This window comes from Rhizobium sp. 05L419, assembly GCF_056397845.1.
Genome location: NZ_JBFTOF010000002.1, coordinates 316,614 through 331,804, shown reverse-complemented (window position 1 = coordinate 331,804; position 15,191 = coordinate 316,614). Strand labels below are relative to the sequence as shown.

Sequence of the window (15,191 nt, the reverse complement as noted above, 5' to 3'; positions counted from 1 at the left end):
CACGGCCCCTCAGGCTGCGATTGCCTGGCGAGCCGTTGCCATGGTCATCTTGCGATCGGCGCGCTCCTGCTGCGGCGAGCGGTGATAGAGTTCGCGATAACACTTCGAGAAATGCGATGCGGAGACGAAGCCACAAGCGACGGCAACCTCGACAACCGGCATGGAGGATTGGACGAGGAGGTGGCGCGCGCGGTCGAGCCTTATCTCGAGATAGTAGCGTGCGGGCGAGCGTCCCATTTCCTGTCGGAACAGGCGCTCGATCTGCCGCCGTGATAGGCCGGCACCGTCGGCAATCTCCAGAAGCGACAGCGGCTCCGCAAGATTGCCTTCCATCAGCTCGATAATCGAGAGCACCTTGCCGTTTTGCACGCCAAGACGGGCGCGTAGCGGCAGGCGCTGACGATCATGCGGGCTGCGCACGCGATCGGTCAGGTGTTGCTCACAGACGCGGTTGACAAGTGTTTCACCGAAATCCTCACCGATCAGGTTCAGCATCATGTCCAGCGATGCGGTGCCGCCTGCGCAGGTGTAGAGATTGCTGTCCACTTCGTAGAGATCGGCATAGACCTCAGCCTGCGGGAAGGCTTCAGAGAAGCCCGGCAGGTTTTCCCAGTGGATCGCGCAGCGTTTGCCGTTCAGCAGACCCGCCTGTGCAAGCACATGCGCGCCGGTACAGAGGCTGCCCACCGCTACGCCGCGATTGTAGGTTTCGCGCAGCCAGGCGTTGACCGACTTGTTGTTGAACTCCTCGACATCGATGCCGGAACAGACCAGCACCATGCTCGGGCGGTTCTCGCCGCCGAGGTTACGACGCTCGTCGGCCAGCGAGGTGTTGGCCTCGATACCGATGCCGCAGGAGGAATAGACCTTCTCGCCATCGACCGAGGTCAGGCGCCAGTTGTAGGCCTGATAGCCGAGCATGCGGTTGGCGATGCGCAGTGTGTCGATCGCTGCCGAAAACGGCAGCATGGTGAACTGGGGGACCATGAAAAAGACCAGGGAGCGTTTCTTATGCTGCATCTTGTTCATGAGACCATTCCGTGCTCGAGGACGATCGTCTATTGGTTGCTTGGAATGCGTCGTTTTGATATCCTGAAAACGACATTGGCATGAAAAAATGCGGCCGCAAAGAGCAAATTGCGACATTGCTCGAGTTGATCTTTGTCAATTGACGATTGGCAGCGACAAATGTTCAGTCGCGACGCGCCGGAAAATACATGTGTCTGAAATTCAAGATTAAATTCTGGGTCGCCGAAAAATAGCGAAGGCGGCGCTGCCGGGAGCAGAGCGCCGCCTCCAAGAGGGTCGGTATGTCGCATTCATTACATGGCCTTACGTTCGTCTGCGTCATCTGCCGACGGCCAACCGATATCCTTGCGCATATCAAACGGCATGGATTCGATTTCGCGTGCTGCCTGCCACTGATGCCATGCATGAACGATCTTGCGGGCATAACCTGACACGGACGGATAGAGGTCGCCTGAGGAAGACGGCTTGCTGTCTCTGTAACTGATCGTGGTCATTTCGATTTCCTTTTCTCTCGAACGACATCTTCTTCATGCCTACTGATATGGGCCTGTCGTGCCCATCAATCAAACGAATAGAGTTTATGGCTATCATCAATCTTTTTGAATGAATTCGCTGAGCTCGCCTTTTGATAACCGGCGACGTCGGCGGTTGTCGAAACCGGCGAGGACAGAGCCGAAAGCCTCACGCAACCCGTGTTCGACCCATTTCTGACGGGGTGTTCACCGCAGCAATGCGCGACGCCGTGAAAGGGCTGCTTTCGCAAGGCGATAGAATTTCTGCCTTCGGATTTTGCGGACCTGCAGAGATCATCCATGGGCGGTGCAAGGGGTGTGCCGCCGGCTCTGCCGTATCGATATTTCCGGAGCAGATGTGATGTCCATCAACCGCCGCCAATTCAACCAGCTGCTGCTGCTCAGCAGCGCAAGTCTTGCTCTTGCCCGTCCTTCATTTGCAGCCGGAGAAACACCTGTTCGTGGCGGCACGCTTAATTGGGCCTACTATCCCGACCCGACATCGCTGATTGCCATCAACACGTCGTCCGGCACTGGCCAGGCGATTGGGCCGAAGGTGAACGAAGGGCTTCTTGACTTCGACTACGACCTCAACCCCATTCCCCTCTTGGCGACCGATTGGTCGGTCAGCGAGGATGGCCTACGCTATACGTTCAAGCTGCGGCAGGGGGTCAAATGGCACGACGGCAAGGATTTCACCTCTGACGATGTCAATTTCACGATCTTCCGGTTGAAGGAGGCGCATCCGCGCGGCCGCATAACCTACCAGAATGTCACGGCCGTCGAAACGCCGGACGCCCACACCGCGGTCATCGTCCTGTCCAAACCTGCTCCCTACCTGATCTCGGCGCTGGGCAGCTCGGAATCGCCGATCGTTCCCAAGCACGTGTACGAGACCTTCAAGCCGCAGGAGCAGCCGAAACTGGAGCAAACGATCGGCACCGGCCCGTTCGTCCTCAAGGAATGGATACCCGGCAGCCATCTGATCTTCGATCGCAACCCGGACTATTGGGATGCGCCGAAGCCCTATCTCGACCGGGTGGTGCTGCGCGTCATTCTCGATCCGGCTGCACGCGCCGCCGCACTCGAAACGGGCGAGATCGATATCGGCGCCAACCCTGTGCCGCTGTCCGATATCGAGCGCCTGAAGGCCAATTCGAGCCTTGTCGTCGATACCACGACCTATGCCTATTCGGGGCCGCAACAGCAGCTGTTCTTCAACTATGAAAATGAGATCTTGACGAAGCGCGACGTGCGGCTGGCGATCGCGCATGCCATCGACCTGCAAAAGCTCGTCGATATCGCGCTCTATGGGTATGCGCAGGTCTCGCCGAGCCCCATCAGCAAGGCATTGCCGAAATGGTACGATCCAAGCATCAAGGCGAGGGAGCCGGACCCGAAGCTCGCGGAAAAACTGCTGGACGAAGCGGGCTATCCCCGCGGGGCAGACGGAACGCGCTTCAAGCTGCGTCTCGCCTACAATTCGTTCCTGCCGCCGTCTTATGCAGACTTCATCAAGCAGTCGCTTGCGGTCGTCGGCATCGATGCCGAAATCCAGAAGCTCGATCTCGCGACCTTCCTCAAGACCGTCTACACGGACCGCACGTGGGATCTGGTCGTTGAATCTCTCTCGAACACTTTCGATCCGACGCTCGGTGTGCAGCGCGCCTATTGGTCGAAGAACTTCAAGATCGGTCTCGTCTTCTCGAACGCCAGCCACTACTCCAATCCGCAGGTGGATCGCCTCCTCGAAGCCGCGGCGGTCGAGCCGGACGAGAGCAAGCGCCGCGACCTCTGGTACCAGTTCCAGCATCTCATCCATGACGACGTCGTGTCCGTCGACCTGGTCGCTGCGGGCGCGCAGATTGTCGCGAACAAGAAGGTCCGGAATTTCGCGCCGGGCGCTCAGGGCATCAACAACAGCTTTGGGCAGATCTGGCTGAGCCCGGACGCCTGATTTCCCGGGCGACGCAAGCGAACCAGCCGCAGGCGTCGCGCGGCCGGTCATCCCAAGGACGACTTTCAGAGGCGGTGGGAAGGGCGGCACTTTCGGATTGTGTGCTCACGGCTGAAGGCGTCGAAGTATGCTACCCAACTCCGCTACTGTTTGCAGCGGGGTTGACGCTGGAGCGGGGGCCGGCGGGAGGATCGTCCCTTGTACGTCCCGCGGCGAGCATCCCAGCACCTGCCGAAAGGCGCGCGTGAATGTGCTGGCGTCGGAGAAGCAAAACATTTCGGCAAGCTCGGCGGTCGTGAAACGGTTCGTGGGATCCCGCAGCATGCGATAGGCCGCAAGCAAGCGTTGCCTCTGTATGTAGTGCGACACCCCTTGCAAGGGCTCGAACAGGGAATAGAGCGTCGAACGAGACACCCCGATGTCCCGGCAGAGCGTTGCCGGACTGAGCGTCGGGGACAACAGGCTCATATGGATCCGCTGACGCGCTCGCTCTAGACGCGTCGATGCGATCGGTTTGCTGGCCTCGGCCAACCTGTCGGGCGTTGGCGCGACGCAGGCGATGATCATCGCCGCAATGGATTCGACCAGGCGCGGAACGTCTTCGGTTGCCATTGTGGGGAGCCGCCGCTCTACGGAAATGAAAAAATCGGACAGGAGCGCACCAAGCCCGTCGTTAGGGAGCGTTTCAGAGTGTGTATCAAGCAAGCCTGCAACCGGGCGCAGGAGGTCGCGTGGAATGAATAGTGTCGATACGCTTGAGTCCGCTGCAGCGCCGCAAAACTGCCGCCCGAGGGATCGAAAATAGACCTGAGGCGAGCCCTCCAACGCCTCCTCGGTGTGCCGTGCGCTTTCGGGCAGCACAAAACACCAGTGATCGAGCGGATCCTTGCTGAGATGCTCCCAGCTGCGGGGTACTTGCGGGCCGGGCAGGCGGGCTGAAGTGAACGCGACGGCACCCAAGTCCCACACCTTCTGCTCGAAGGCAAAGGCGTCACGATTGTTCGGAGACAATGACACATCGATGACAGCTGAATTATAGGCACGCCAGGCCTCGAACTGGTGTTCCTGCGGCAATGAACGCGTATCGAAGATCAGCGGGAAAATTCGATTCTTCACGATCATCAAACCTCTGGTGTTCCGGTAGCACCGACTGAAGGTTGTTCATAGGATTACTCTGATTAATACTCCATCAATGTCACATCTTTCGCCGATTGGTCTTGATGTCTGCCCGTTTGCCGCTGCAATGAAGGAGGTTTCGCCTTGGGTGACCTTCCCAGGCGCAACCAGTGATATATCGACCGCGAAGGCAAGCGATCCAGGGGGACGGACGCTGCGCTTCGATCGCGGCATCGGCTCATTGCGAAGCGCCGGCCCGTGCCAGAGCTCCCTTTGCCGCAATGGTGCGGATCATATGGCTTTGCGGCGCGTGCGAGCGCGCCGTGATCGCATCGCGGTGATGCCGTTCGAGCTGGAAATCCCGGTTGAGGCCTGGGTTGCCGGCAAGCTCCAGCGCGAGATTGGTGATGGCGACGGCATTGTCGATCACGACATGACGAACGCTCATACCGTCCATTCCGACCGACCGCCCTGCATCGACGTCTTCTCCCAGCGACCGCAGCAATCTCTCATTGGTAGCCAGCCGGATTTCGATCTCGCCGAGGCCATCCTGGACACGTGGAACCGATGCGATCGGCGCGCCGAGGCTCGCCGGCGCGTGGTGCGCGGCAAAGCGCAGAACCCGATCGCGGGCCGACCTGGCCACGCCGTGGTACACGGCGCCGATCAGCGAGAAGAAGAAGGCGGTCGCATGCTCGTGGCGCGCGATTGGCTCGGAGGCGAGTTGCGCTTCGATGATGTCGTCCGCGGCGATGACGACATCGTCCAAAATGATGTCGTCGCTCGCCGTCGCATGCATGCCGGCGGCGTTCCATGTCTTTTCGATGCGGAGGCCGGGTGCATCGGTCGGCACGAGGAAGGAGGCAAGGCGAGGCGTCTCTTCGTCCGTCAGCGCCAGCAGAGCGACCCATTTCAGGATCGGAATGCCAGTGACGTAGCTCTTGCGCCCGGTGATACGCCAGGTATCGCCATCGCGTCGGGCGATTGTTTCGGGCAGTGCGCCGTGAGCCGGTGAGCCGATGCGCGGCTCGGCCTGAGCTGCGTTGATCAAGGCCGGACCGAGACGGTTTGCCGACACGACCCGTTCAGCTAGGTCAGGCGCCCATTTGCCGAAGCGGCGGATCGAGTAATGCGTGTTGTAGTGCATGGCAAGCACAAGCGCCGTCGACGGTTCGCCGCGGGCGATTTCGCTGATGATTGCCTGGGCCTCCTTGAGGCCACTGCCCAATCCGCCATGCTCGCGCGCGGTCACAAGGCCGAGGAGACCCGATGCAAAGAGCTTGTCGAAGTTGGCGAAGGGAAAGTCTCCCGTGGCGTCGTGATGGGCGGCGTTGGCCGAGAATCCATCGGCAAGGCTTTTCGCCTTGTCGATCAGCTCGTTGAAGTCCTGTGTCATGATGATCGGGATGCTTTCTGCTTCACGCGACGGCGCGGGTGTCGAAAGCGTCGATGTGACGGCGGTCGACCCAGTCGGTGATGGAGAAGTCGTTTGCGAGGAAACCCCAGTCGCGCAGGAAATCCTTGTAGTGTCCGATTGCATCGACGAGTTCGGCCTGCAGGCCAAGGCCGAGATGTCGGTGGATATCAGGGCCATTGGCCGCGAGGACCTGCTCTTCCGTCGCACCCGCTTCGCGTGCGACAAAGCGTCGTGTTTCCTCAGGATGAGCCTCGGCCCATGCGCTCGCCTTGAAAATCGCGTCGAGCAGCCGGCGAACGAGGTCAGGGCGATCCTCTGCAAGCAGTTCATCGACCGTCAGCACGCGAGGCGACCCCGAATTGATGCGGATCTTCGGATCGGGGTGGAAGCCGAACTCGACGACCTCCACGGCGCCGATAAGGTTGGCGACATTGATGCCGGCCGTTCCCTTGACGTAAATCGCGTCGACCTCGCCGCGGAGCAGCGCTGCAACTTCCTCGCCATAGGCCTGCCGGCGCTTCAGGCCGAAAAGCGATGGCCCTTCCTGGCTGGCAAGGACTGAATCGGCAAGTCCGATGTCGACGATCTCCACATCGGACGGAGAGAGGCCTTCGAGCGACAGCGCCGAGACCAGGCCCTTGAGCGCTGTGGCCCGCATGAAGTCGACGATGCCTTCCGGTCGGCGCGCGATGCCGAAGCGACGGCCTTTCAGGTCCTTCGTCGTCTTGATCCCGGTTCCCGGCAGCGTGATGATCGCCTGGAATTCGTCTGTCCAGGTGATGCCGACGAGCCGCGTCTTGCGGCCTTCCGACCGGGCACGGATCGGCGGCACGTTGCCGCCGTGGCGGAACGACCAGTCGAGCGTGTGGTTGAAATGGCTCTGGCGGATATTGCGATCCGGCGAGTCGATGATCGATTTCAGCGTCACGCCGTCCTTGCTGAAGCCTTCTTCGAGATAGCCGAGCTGCGCTGCAAGGCCGACGGGCGTCGGAACGGGGCAGCGCGTGTACCAGATTTCGGAAATGGCATTGCTTGTCATGATCGTTCCTTTCAGTTGCGCAGGCCCGCCTGCTTCATCAGCGGCAGAACCTCGCTACCGAAGAATTCCAGGTCGTCGCGGAAATCGAAGAAGCTGAGTTGAAGGCCATCTACGCCGGCGGCTTTCAGTTTGACGAATTGATCGACCACCTGCTCCGGCGAGCCGATGACGCGGATGTTGCCGCCGATGGCGCGATAGGGGTCGTCCGGGTCACGCCCCTTCCAGGCCTGGGCGTCCGAGTTGAGCGACTGGAAGCCCTGCGGCGAACGCTGGTCGGCGTGAGCGACGATCTTGTCGGCAAGCGCCCAGGCTTCCTTTTCCGTTGGCCGGCAGATGACCATTGGATTGAGCAGGGTTTTCACCGATCGGCCGACATCGGTGGCTGCGTCCTTGACCCGTTTTGTATGAGCGGGCAGGGATTGAAGCGCGCTGTCGATATCGGCACCCGTCGGGCTGGTGATGAAGACGATATCGGAGTAGCGGCCGGCAAAGGCGATGCCGGCGTCCGACCCGGTCGCGTTCACCAGGATCGGGCGTCCGTAGTTCGGCTTCGGCGTGACGAACCCGCCGCCGAGCTTCCAGCTGCTTTCGCCCTCGTAGGAGAAGTTCTCCGTGTCGCTCCAGAGCCGCTGCACGACCTCCAGGAATTCGGCGGCCAGCACATAGCGCTTGTCGTGCTCAATGCGTGGCCAGCCGAACATTTCGTGCTCGACGGCACGGTGGCCGGTGACGACGTTGATACCCCAGCGCCCGCCGGTGATGTGGTCGAGCGTGGCGCCGAACTTGGCAAGATGCAACGGGTGCCATGGGCCGTAGAGTACGTGCATGGTGGAGATCAGGATGATCTTCTTCGTCAGGCCGGCAAGGGCCGCCGTCGAGACGAAGCTGTCGAGCGCCTGACCGTCGAAGACGCCGCCGTAGCCGCCCTTCGGCAGCCACTGCGACAGGGCGAAGACGAGGTCGAAACCCAGTTCCTCGGCCTTCAGCGTCAGCGCCTTGTTATAATCGAAGCGCCAGTCGGTCGATCGTTCCAGCGTCGATTGCGTCCAGCCGCCGGCCTGGATCGGCAGGAAGAGCCCGAGCAGCACGGGCTGCTCAAGCGCCTTTGACAGCGGGCTGTCTGGAAAATCCGTCGGCGCGGCGAATTTCGGCAGGCCCACGAACGAGCCAGGCAGGTGTTGGATGGACATGGCGTCCCCTTGCTTCTCGGTTTCTATCGGAATCGCGGCCTGCCTCAGGAGGCTGCGACATAGGCATAGGCAAGGCTGCCGGACACGCCTTCGCCGCCAACTGTGTGGTCGGTGATGCGCTTGTTGTAGATCGTGAGTTCCGGTTGGCTGACGATGTCGATCGCCGGTAGATCCTCGACCAGAATCTGCTGGATCTCGCGCCATTGCGCGACACGTTTCGCGGCATCGACTTCGACAGCAGCCGCTTCCAGCAGCGCGTCGACCTTGGGGTTGGAGTAGGCCGACCCGTTGGAGAAGGGCACGCCCGGCTTGAAGTTCTTGCTCCAGTAGAGGCGCTGCACGCCGACCGTCGGATCGAAGAGGTTGCTCATGCCCTCGAAGGCGAAATCGAAGTCTCGGTCGGTGTAGATACGCTTGGTGTAGGTCGCAAAATCCTGGCTGCGGACGGTGGCGTCGATACCGACCTTGGCGAGCGCCTGGCGGATGTACTCGGAGCCGCGTGGGTAACTTTCGCCACTCGGCACGTAGTCGAGGTTTATACGTGCGCGGATGCCGTCGGAACCCCGCGGATAGCCCGCCTCGTCAAGCAGCTTTTCGGCAGCGGCCAGATCGATCGGATAGGTCTTGAGGTTGGCGACGTACCATTTTGCGAGGTTCGGATTGATCGGCCCGGAGATGGCTTGGCCGTAGCCGTAGTTGATGGTGTTGCGGATCACTTTCCTGTCTATGACATGCGCAAACGCCTGTCGGACGCGCACATCCTTGAAGAACGGACGCTCCAGATTGAACTCGATGCGGCTGACGCCATTGGAATACTGATAGCCGCGTGTGTCGAAGGCGATGCTTGGCAGCGTCTTGAAGCGCTCGAGGTCGCTCAGCGGCACCGGCGTTGACGGAGCGAGGTCGATCTCGCCGGTCTCGATCGCGATCGAGCGCGCCGCCGCATCGGGAATGAAGCGGACGATCAGCTGATCGAGATAGGGCCGCGGCTGGTCCCAATACTCTGTATTGCGTTCGTAAACGATGTGGCTTCCACGCACCCACTCCTTGAACTTGAAGGGTCCGGTGCCGATTGGAGCGAGGTTTGCCGGGTTCTCGGCGACCTTCGTGCCTTCGTAGATATGGCGGGGAACGATCGGCGTTTCGGAGGAGGCGAGCGCCGTGATCAGGTAGGGCGCCGGCTTTGAGAGCGTCAGGATTGTCGTCAGCTGATCTGGCGTTTCGACATCGACGAGATTGAGGAACGTGTTTCGGCCGCGCGGATGCACATCCTTGATCGTCTTGATCGAGAAGGCGACGTCAGCCGAGGTGAAGGGCTGGCCGTCGTGCCACTTTACGCCGTCGCGCAGCTTGAACGTATAGCGAAGCCCATCGTCGCTGATTGCCCATTCCTTGGCCAGAAGCGGCCGCGGGTTGAGTTCGAAATCATAGGTCAGCAGCCCCTCCGTCGTCTTCGGCGAGACATAGACCGAATTGAAGGCCGTGTGCGCGATCGTCGTCAGAACCGGCGGTTCGGCGGACAGCAGCAGAACCGCCGTGCCGCCAAGTACCGGCTCGGCAAGGGCGGGCAGGTGGGTTGCCATCGTCACGCCGAGCGCGACTGAGGAGAGAAGAAAGCTGCGGCGCGTCGGAGCCGAAAAAACGGTCATTGTCGTCCCTCAAAGACTGCGAGCCGCATTCCATTGGATCGGCCCTTCCTGATCTGTCTTTCTGTCGAGGTGCAGCGCCGTAGGGCTTTTTACCTCAGCAGAGTGATGATTGGGTACAAAAACCCACAAAATTAGATTTTGTAACATTTAATTTTTCAACTGACCTATTTTTAGGTCATTTGTAGAATTATTTGCCAATATTGATTTGACAAAACACACCGATTTAGTCAACTATTATTACAAGACAGCGAAAACAAAATCTGCGAACGTCGCGAGGTGAATGGCAATGTCGGCTTACAAGCGCGTGTGGCGAACGGTTCGCAAGACGATCGTCCAGGCGGTGCCCACCATGCTCGGGATCGTCATTTTCAATTTCTTCCTGCTGAAGCTCGCCCCGGGCGATGCTGCCGACGTCATGGCGGCCGAATCGGGCTCGGCCACAGTCGAGACGATGGCAGCACTCAGGGAGCGGTTCGGGCTGGACAATCCGATCCTCGTGCAGTTGGGCAACTACCTGAACAACCTCGCGCACTTCAGTTTGGGCTTCTCGCCGCGCTATGGCATGCCGGTGGCTGACCTGATCGGCCAACGCCTGCCGGGCACCCTGATGCTGATGCTTGTCGCCCTGTTCATCGCGATTGCGGTCGGATTGTTCCTCGGATCGCTGATGGCGACTTTTTCGGGACGCTTACCTGATCGATTGATCTCGATCGTGTCGTTGCTGTTCTATTCGATACCCGGCTTCTGGATCGGCCTGATGCTGATCCTCCTCTTCTCCGTCAAGCTCGGCTGGCTGCCGAGCGGCGGCGACAGCACCATCGGGTCGCGCCTGACCGGCATTCCGGCCATCCTCGATCGCGCTCGCTATATGGTGCTGCCGGCCACCTCGCTGGCGCTCTTCTACCTCGCCATCTATGCGCGTTTGACAAGGGCTTCGATGCTGGAGGTGAAGTCGCAGGACTTTGTCCGCACGGCGCGTGCCAAGGGCGTTTCGCCATTCTTCCTGACGACGCGCCATGTGCTGCGCAACGCGCTGATCCCGATCACGACCATGGCCGGCATGCACTTCGGCGGCATGCTCGGCGGCGCTGTTGTGGTGGAGACCGTTTACAGCTGGCCGGGTCTGGGTCGTCTCGCTTTCGAAGCTGTGATGGCGCGCGACTTCAGCGTTCTGCTCGGCATTTTGCTGCTCTCGTCCGTCCTTGTGATCGTCGCAAACGCTGCCGTCGATTTACTGCAGGCATGGCTCGACCCCAGAATTGGAGCAAGTCGATGAACACCTACAAGCTTGGACCCTATACAGGCGAGGCAATCGAGTTCACTGCCAAGGGCGCAGCGGAAGTGGACCGCGCACCTGAAAGTGCAAAGCCGGAGCCGCGCTGGGCCCATATCCACGCACCGGATGTGCGCGCCTCCGTGCCGGGTACCGCATGGCGCGGCGCGCGGCGGGAGCTGAAGATCTTCCTCTCCAACCCCAACGCGTTGTTCGGCGTTGCCTTCCTGGCCGCCGTTGCTCTGGCGGCACTTTTGGCATCCGTCGTCTATCCCGGCGATCCGATGGAGATGGTCGCCCGGCCCTTCCTCTGGCCGGGGCAGGACGGCGCCTACCCGCTGGGAACGGATTCGATGGGCAGAGACGTGCTTGCGGGCATTCTCCACGGGGCGCGTATTTCGCTGACGGTCGGCATTGCGGCAACCGCGCTCGGACTGACAGCCGGAATCGCCATCGGTGCGTCCGCAGGCTATTTCGGCGGTCTGGTCGACGACCTGCTCGTCAAGTTCATCGAGATCTTCCAGACGCTTCCGAGCTTCGTGCTGCTCGTCGTACTGGTGGCGATCGCACAGCCGACGACCTCGACAGTGACGGTGGCGATTGCCATCGTCAGCTGGCCGACCATTGCGCGTCTGACACGGGCCGAGTTCCGGGCGATCCGCGAAAAGGACTATGTTCTCGCAGCCCGTGGCCTCGGCTTCGGACACACCCGTATCATTTTTCGCGAGATCCTGCCGAATGCGCTGCCGCCGTTGATCGTCACCTCTTCCGTCATGGTTGCCAGCGCTATCCTGATGGAATCGGCGTTGTCCTTCATGGGGCTCGGTGACCCGAACCGGGTGTCGTGGGGCTCGATGATCGGAGCCGGTCGCGACGTGATCCGCACAGCCTGGTATCTCACGGCGCTGCCCGGGCTTGCGATCGTCTTCACAGTGCTTGCCCTCAATCTGATCGGCGACGGGTTAAACGATGCGCTCAATCCCCGTTTTTCGGAGGAGCGTTGATGGCCAGTCTTCTCGATGTGCGCGACTTTTCGGTTCGCTTTGCGTCTGCCGAGCCGGTCAAGGGCGTGAGCTTTACCGCCGAGCCCGGAGAGATGTTGGCTATTGTCGGCGAGTCCGGGTCGGGAAAGTCGCTGACGGCGCTCGGTCTCATGGGGCTGCTTCCACGGCAGGCGAAGGCAGGCGGCCAGATCTTCTTCAGAGGGCAGGACCTCTTGACGCTTCCCGAACGACAGCTTCGGCGTATCCGCGGTCGCGATATTGCGATGATCTTCCAGGAGCCGATGACCTCGCTCAATCCGGTGCTGACGATCGGCGACCAGATCATCGAAGTGCTGCGCATCCATGAAAGCCTGAGCCGCAGGCAGGCGCGGGTACGCGCCATCGAACTGCTCGACCTGGTCAGCATCCCGGAGCCAGGCCGGCGGGTGGACGACTACCCGCACCAGCTTTCGGGCGGCATGCGGCAGCGGGTGATGATCGCCATTGCGGTTGCCTGCAACCCGACGCTTCTTGTCGCCGACGAGGCGACCACCGCTCTCGACGTGACCATTCAGGCTCAGGTGCTGCAATTGCTAGATAATCTGCGCAGCAAGCTGAACATGGCCGTCATCCTGATCACGCATGATCTCGGCATCGTCGCCCAATGGGCCGACCGCGTGGTCGTCATGTATGCCGGGCGCAAGATCGAGGAGGGGCTGCCGGAGGCGGTGTTCGAGACGCCCTATCATCCCTATACGCAGGGCCTGCTTTCGGCATCACCACGGCTGAAGGCCGATTATCACTACCGCGACGGACCGTTGTCGGAAATTCCGGGCTCGATCGTATCGGCGGCAGGCGAGAAGGGCTGTTCGTTCCGCCCGCGTTGTCCCGTTGCCCGTCCCGCCTGCGGTTCTTCCGTTCCGCCGCTTCTCAGCCTCTCTTCAGGGCGGGAAGTCGCGTGCCCTTATGTTCCAGCCATTGCGGAGGCAGCCCATGCCGCTCCTGTCGGTCGATAGACTCTCGACACACTACCCAGCGGCGGCAGGCACCGTTCGTGCCGTTGATGAAGTCTCGCTTGAGATCGGCGAGGGCGAGACCGTCGCGCTTGTCGGCGAATCCGGCTGCGGCAAGTCTACCCTCGGCAAGTCGCTGATGCGGTTGGTGACGCCGTCCTCCGGCAACGTGTCCTTCAAGGGGCGCGACATCTCTGCTATGTCGTCGAAGGAGTTGCGGTCGATCCGCCGCAACATCCAAATGATCTTCCAGGATCCTTTCGCCTCGCTCAACCCGCGCCAGACGATCAGAACGATCCTGACCGCGCCTCTTGTCGCTCACGGCATCGGCGACGCCGGGCGGCGCAATGCGATCGCTGCCTCCATGATCGAGCACGTCGGGCTTTCAGCCGATGCGCTCGACCGTTACCCGCACGAGTTCTCAGGCGGCCAGCGGCAGAGGATCGGGATCGCTCGCGCGCTCATCCTTCAGCCCGAACTCGTCATTTGCGACGAGCCTGTTTCGGCGCTCGATCTATCGATCCAGGCGCAGATCCTCAATCTGCTCGTCGAGATGAAGACCGAGCTGTCGCTCTCCTATCTCTTCATCTCGCATGATTTATCGGTCGTGCGCTATTTCGCCGACCGGGTTCTTGTCATGTACCTTGGCCGCATCGTCGAGAGTGCGCCGACCAGCGCGCTGTGGTCGGACGCCAAGCATCCCTACACGCAGGCTCTGCTCGCAGCCGTGCCCGATCCGTCGCGGCGCAAGCAGGCAGCCCCGATCACCGGCGATCTGCCGAGCCCGCACAATCCGCCAGCCGGCTGCCGCTTCCATACACGATGTCCGCTCGCCACCGATATCTGCCGGGCCGAGGACCCCGCCTTGCGTCAGTTCGGCCATGGCCATGCCGTTGCCTGCCACCACGCCCAATAGAAATGGAGAATGAAAATGGTTGACTATCGCTATCTCGGACGCAGCGCACTGAAAGTGTCGCCGCTCAGCCTTGGAACCATGATGTTCGGGGGGCCGACGCCGGATGAAGTCGCCTTCCGCATCATCGACAAGGCCCGCGAGCAGGGCATCAATTTCATCGATACGGCAGACGTCTACCACGACGGCAAGTCGGAAGAAGTCGTCGGTCGCGGCATCAAGGCTCATCGCGACGACTGGGTACTTGCTACCAAGTTCGTCAATTCGCACAAGAAGGGTCCGAACCTTGGCGGCCACTCGCGCAAGTGGGTGATCGAGACCGTCGAAAACTCGCTTCGCCGGCTGAACACCGACTACATCGATATCCTCTATTTCCACCGCGCCGTCTTCGACGCGCCGCTGGAAGAGCCGTTGCGCGCCATCGCCGATCTGATCCGCGCCGGCAAGCTGCGCTATTTCGGCGTCTCCAATTTCCGCGGCTGGCGCATTGCCGAGGTTTCGCACCTCGCCGACCAGCTCGGTATCGATCGGCCGGTTGCCAGCCAGCCGCTCTACAACATCGTCAACCGCACGGCCGAAGCCGAGCAGCTGCCGGCCGCCCATCACTACGGGCTCGGTGTCGTTTCCTATTCGCCGCTGGCACGCGGTGTGCTGACCGGCAAATACGAACCTGGCCAGGAGCCTGGTGTCGATACGCGCGCCGGGCGCGGCGACAAGCGCATTCTGGAGACGGAATGGCGGCCGGAATCGATCTCGATTGCCAAGGAGATCGCGGCGCATGCGACCCGCAAGGGGATCAACCCGACAGAGTTTGCGCTTGCCTGGGTGCTGAACAACAAGCTCGTTTCCGCTGCCATCACCGGTCCGCGCACCGAAGACCATTGGGACAGCTATATCCGCGCGCTTGACGTCAGGCTCGATGCCGAGGACGAAGCGCTGGTCGATCGTCTCGTCACGACGGGCCATCCCTCGACGCCGGGGTTCAACGATCCGAGCCATCCAGTGGAAGGTCGCGTGCCGCACAGTGACGCGTCGGGTGCAGACAATGTCGTGCCGCTCGCACGCGCAGTCGCCTGAACCAAAAGACAGGCAGGGTCCGC

General features: G+C 61.1%; 13 protein-coding genes. 6 read left to right on the top strand and 7 right to left on the bottom strand.

The window, feature by feature from the left end; translation table 11 throughout:
- Positions 1-9: 9 nt before the first annotated feature.
- Together AC1DMK_RS03925 and AC1DMK_RS03920 are read right to left on the bottom strand one after the other, a co-directional pair.
- Positions 10-1,029 (bottom strand): GlxA family transcriptional regulator, encoded by a 1,020-nt coding sequence (locus AC1DMK_RS03925; protein ID WP_037061031.1) that lies wholly within the window; start codon positions 1,027-1,029, stop codon positions 10-12.
- Between the two features lie 293 nt (positions 1,030-1,322).
- Positions 1,323-1,523, bottom strand: a complete 201-nt coding sequence (locus AC1DMK_RS03920) for a hypothetical protein (protein ID WP_037061033.1) — start codon at positions 1,521-1,523, stop codon at positions 1,323-1,325.
- A gap of 379 nt (positions 1,524-1,902) precedes the next feature.
- On the opposite strand from AC1DMK_RS03920, the gene AC1DMK_RS03915 reads away from it, so the two are divergent.
- Positions 1,903-3,498, top strand: a complete 1,596-nt coding sequence (locus tag AC1DMK_RS03915; protein ID WP_477857237.1) for an ABC transporter substrate-binding protein — start codon at positions 1,903-1,905, stop codon at positions 3,496-3,498.
- Between the two features lie 105 nt (positions 3,499-3,603).
- On the opposite strand, the gene AC1DMK_RS03910 is transcribed toward AC1DMK_RS03915, so the two are convergent.
- The 5 genes from AC1DMK_RS03910 to AC1DMK_RS03890 all read right to left on the bottom strand — a co-directional run bounded on the left by AC1DMK_RS03910 (position 3,604) and on the right by AC1DMK_RS03890 (position 9,909).
- Entirely contained in the window at positions 3,604-4,620 is a 1,017-nt protein-coding gene (locus AC1DMK_RS03910; protein ID WP_477857236.1) for a helix-turn-helix domain-containing protein, read from the bottom strand.
- Between the two features lie 232 nt (positions 4,621-4,852).
- Entirely contained in the window at positions 4,853-6,010 is a 1,158-nt protein-coding gene (locus AC1DMK_RS03905; protein ID WP_477857235.1) for an acyl-CoA dehydrogenase family protein, read from the bottom strand.
- Positions 6,011-6,032: 22 nt separating this feature from the next.
- Positions 6,033-7,070 carry an ABC transporter substrate-binding protein gene (locus AC1DMK_RS03900; RefSeq protein ID WP_477857233.1) on the bottom strand — a complete coding sequence of 346 codons (1,038 nt, stop codon included), beginning with the start codon at positions 7,068-7,070 and terminating at the stop codon, positions 6,033-6,035.
- Positions 7,071-7,081: 11 nt separating this feature from the next.
- Positions 7,082-8,260: an LLM class flavin-dependent oxidoreductase gene (locus AC1DMK_RS03895; RefSeq protein ID WP_477857231.1), complete on the bottom strand. Its 1,179-nt coding sequence runs from the start codon at positions 8,258-8,260 to the stop codon at positions 7,082-7,084.
- Positions 8,261-8,304: 44 nt separating this feature from the next.
- Positions 8,305-9,909 carry an ABC transporter substrate-binding protein gene (locus AC1DMK_RS03890; RefSeq protein ID WP_477857229.1) on the bottom strand — a complete coding sequence of 535 codons (1,605 nt, stop codon included), beginning with the start codon at positions 9,907-9,909 and terminating at the stop codon, positions 8,305-8,307.
- Positions 9,910-10,195: 286 nt separating this feature from the next.
- Between AC1DMK_RS03890 and AC1DMK_RS03885 the strand changes: the two genes are divergently transcribed.
- The 5 genes from AC1DMK_RS03885 to AC1DMK_RS03865 are packed head-to-tail and all read left to right on the top strand — an operon-like array spanning position 10,196 to position 15,168.
- Positions 10,196-11,185 (top strand): ABC transporter permease, encoded by a 990-nt coding sequence (locus AC1DMK_RS03885; RefSeq protein ID WP_477857227.1) that lies wholly within the window; start codon positions 10,196-10,198, stop codon positions 11,183-11,185.
- Entirely contained in the window at positions 11,182-12,186 is a 1,005-nt protein-coding gene (locus AC1DMK_RS03880) for an ABC transporter permease (protein WP_477857226.1), read from the top strand. The genes AC1DMK_RS03885 and AC1DMK_RS03880 overlap by 4 nt, the downstream gene beginning before the upstream one ends.
- A complete protein-coding gene (locus AC1DMK_RS03875; RefSeq protein WP_477857224.1) occupies positions 12,186-13,181 on the top strand; it encodes an ABC transporter ATP-binding protein in 996 nt (331 codons plus the stop codon). The genes AC1DMK_RS03880 and AC1DMK_RS03875 overlap by 1 nt, the downstream gene beginning before the upstream one ends.
- Complete coding sequence (locus AC1DMK_RS03870) at positions 13,159-14,094, top strand: ABC transporter ATP-binding protein (protein WP_477857222.1); 936 nt, start codon at positions 13,159-13,161, stop codon at positions 14,092-14,094. Before AC1DMK_RS03875 ends, AC1DMK_RS03870 begins: the two co-directional genes overlap by 23 nt.
- 15 nt (positions 14,095-14,109) lie before the next feature.
- Positions 14,110-15,168, top strand: a complete 1,059-nt coding sequence (locus tag AC1DMK_RS03865; protein WP_477857220.1) for an aldo/keto reductase — start codon at positions 14,110-14,112, stop codon at positions 15,166-15,168.
- Positions 15,169-15,191 lie beyond the last annotated feature (23 nt).

Bases quoted from the DNA above. Each gene is read 5' to 3' on its own strand.
- AC1DMK_RS03890 (WP_477857229.1), bottom strand. From the start codon at position 9,909: ATGACCGTTTTTTCGGCTCCGACGCGCCGCAGCTTTCTTCTCTCCTCA.
- AC1DMK_RS03870 (WP_477857222.1), top strand. From the start codon at position 13,159: ATGCCGCTCCTGTCGGTCGATAGACTCTCGACACACTACCCAGCGGCG.
- AC1DMK_RS03895 (WP_477857231.1), bottom strand. From the start codon at position 8,260: ATGTCCATCCAACACCTGCCTGGCTCGTTCGTGGGCCTGCCGAAATTC.
- AC1DMK_RS03925 (WP_037061031.1), bottom strand. From the start codon at position 1,029: ATGAACAAGATGCAGCATAAGAAACGCTCCCTGGTCTTTTTCATGGTC.
- AC1DMK_RS03915 (WP_477857237.1), top strand. From the start codon at position 1,903: ATGTCCATCAACCGCCGCCAATTCAACCAGCTGCTGCTGCTCAGCAGC.
- AC1DMK_RS03865 (WP_477857220.1), top strand. From the start codon at position 14,110: ATGGTTGACTATCGCTATCTCGGACGCAGCGCACTGAAAGTGTCGCCG.
- AC1DMK_RS03905 (WP_477857235.1), bottom strand. From the start codon at position 6,010: ATGACACAGGACTTCAACGAGCTGATCGACAAGGCGAAAAGCCTTGCC.
- AC1DMK_RS03920 (WP_037061033.1), bottom strand. From the start codon at position 1,523: ATGACCACGATCAGTTACAGAGACAGCAAGCCGTCTTCCTCAGGCGAC.
- AC1DMK_RS03910 (WP_477857236.1), bottom strand. From the start codon at position 4,620: ATGATCGTGAAGAATCGAATTTTCCCGCTGATCTTCGATACGCGTTCA.
- AC1DMK_RS03885 (WP_477857227.1), top strand. From the start codon at position 10,196: ATGTCGGCTTACAAGCGCGTGTGGCGAACGGTTCGCAAGACGATCGTC.
- AC1DMK_RS03900 (WP_477857233.1), bottom strand. From the start codon at position 7,070: ATGACAAGCAATGCCATTTCCGAAATCTGGTACACGCGCTGCCCCGTT.
- AC1DMK_RS03875 (WP_477857224.1), top strand. From the start codon at position 12,186: ATGGCCAGTCTTCTCGATGTGCGCGACTTTTCGGTTCGCTTTGCGTCT.
- AC1DMK_RS03880 (WP_477857226.1), top strand. From the start codon at position 11,182: ATGAACACCTACAAGCTTGGACCCTATACAGGCGAGGCAATCGAGTTC.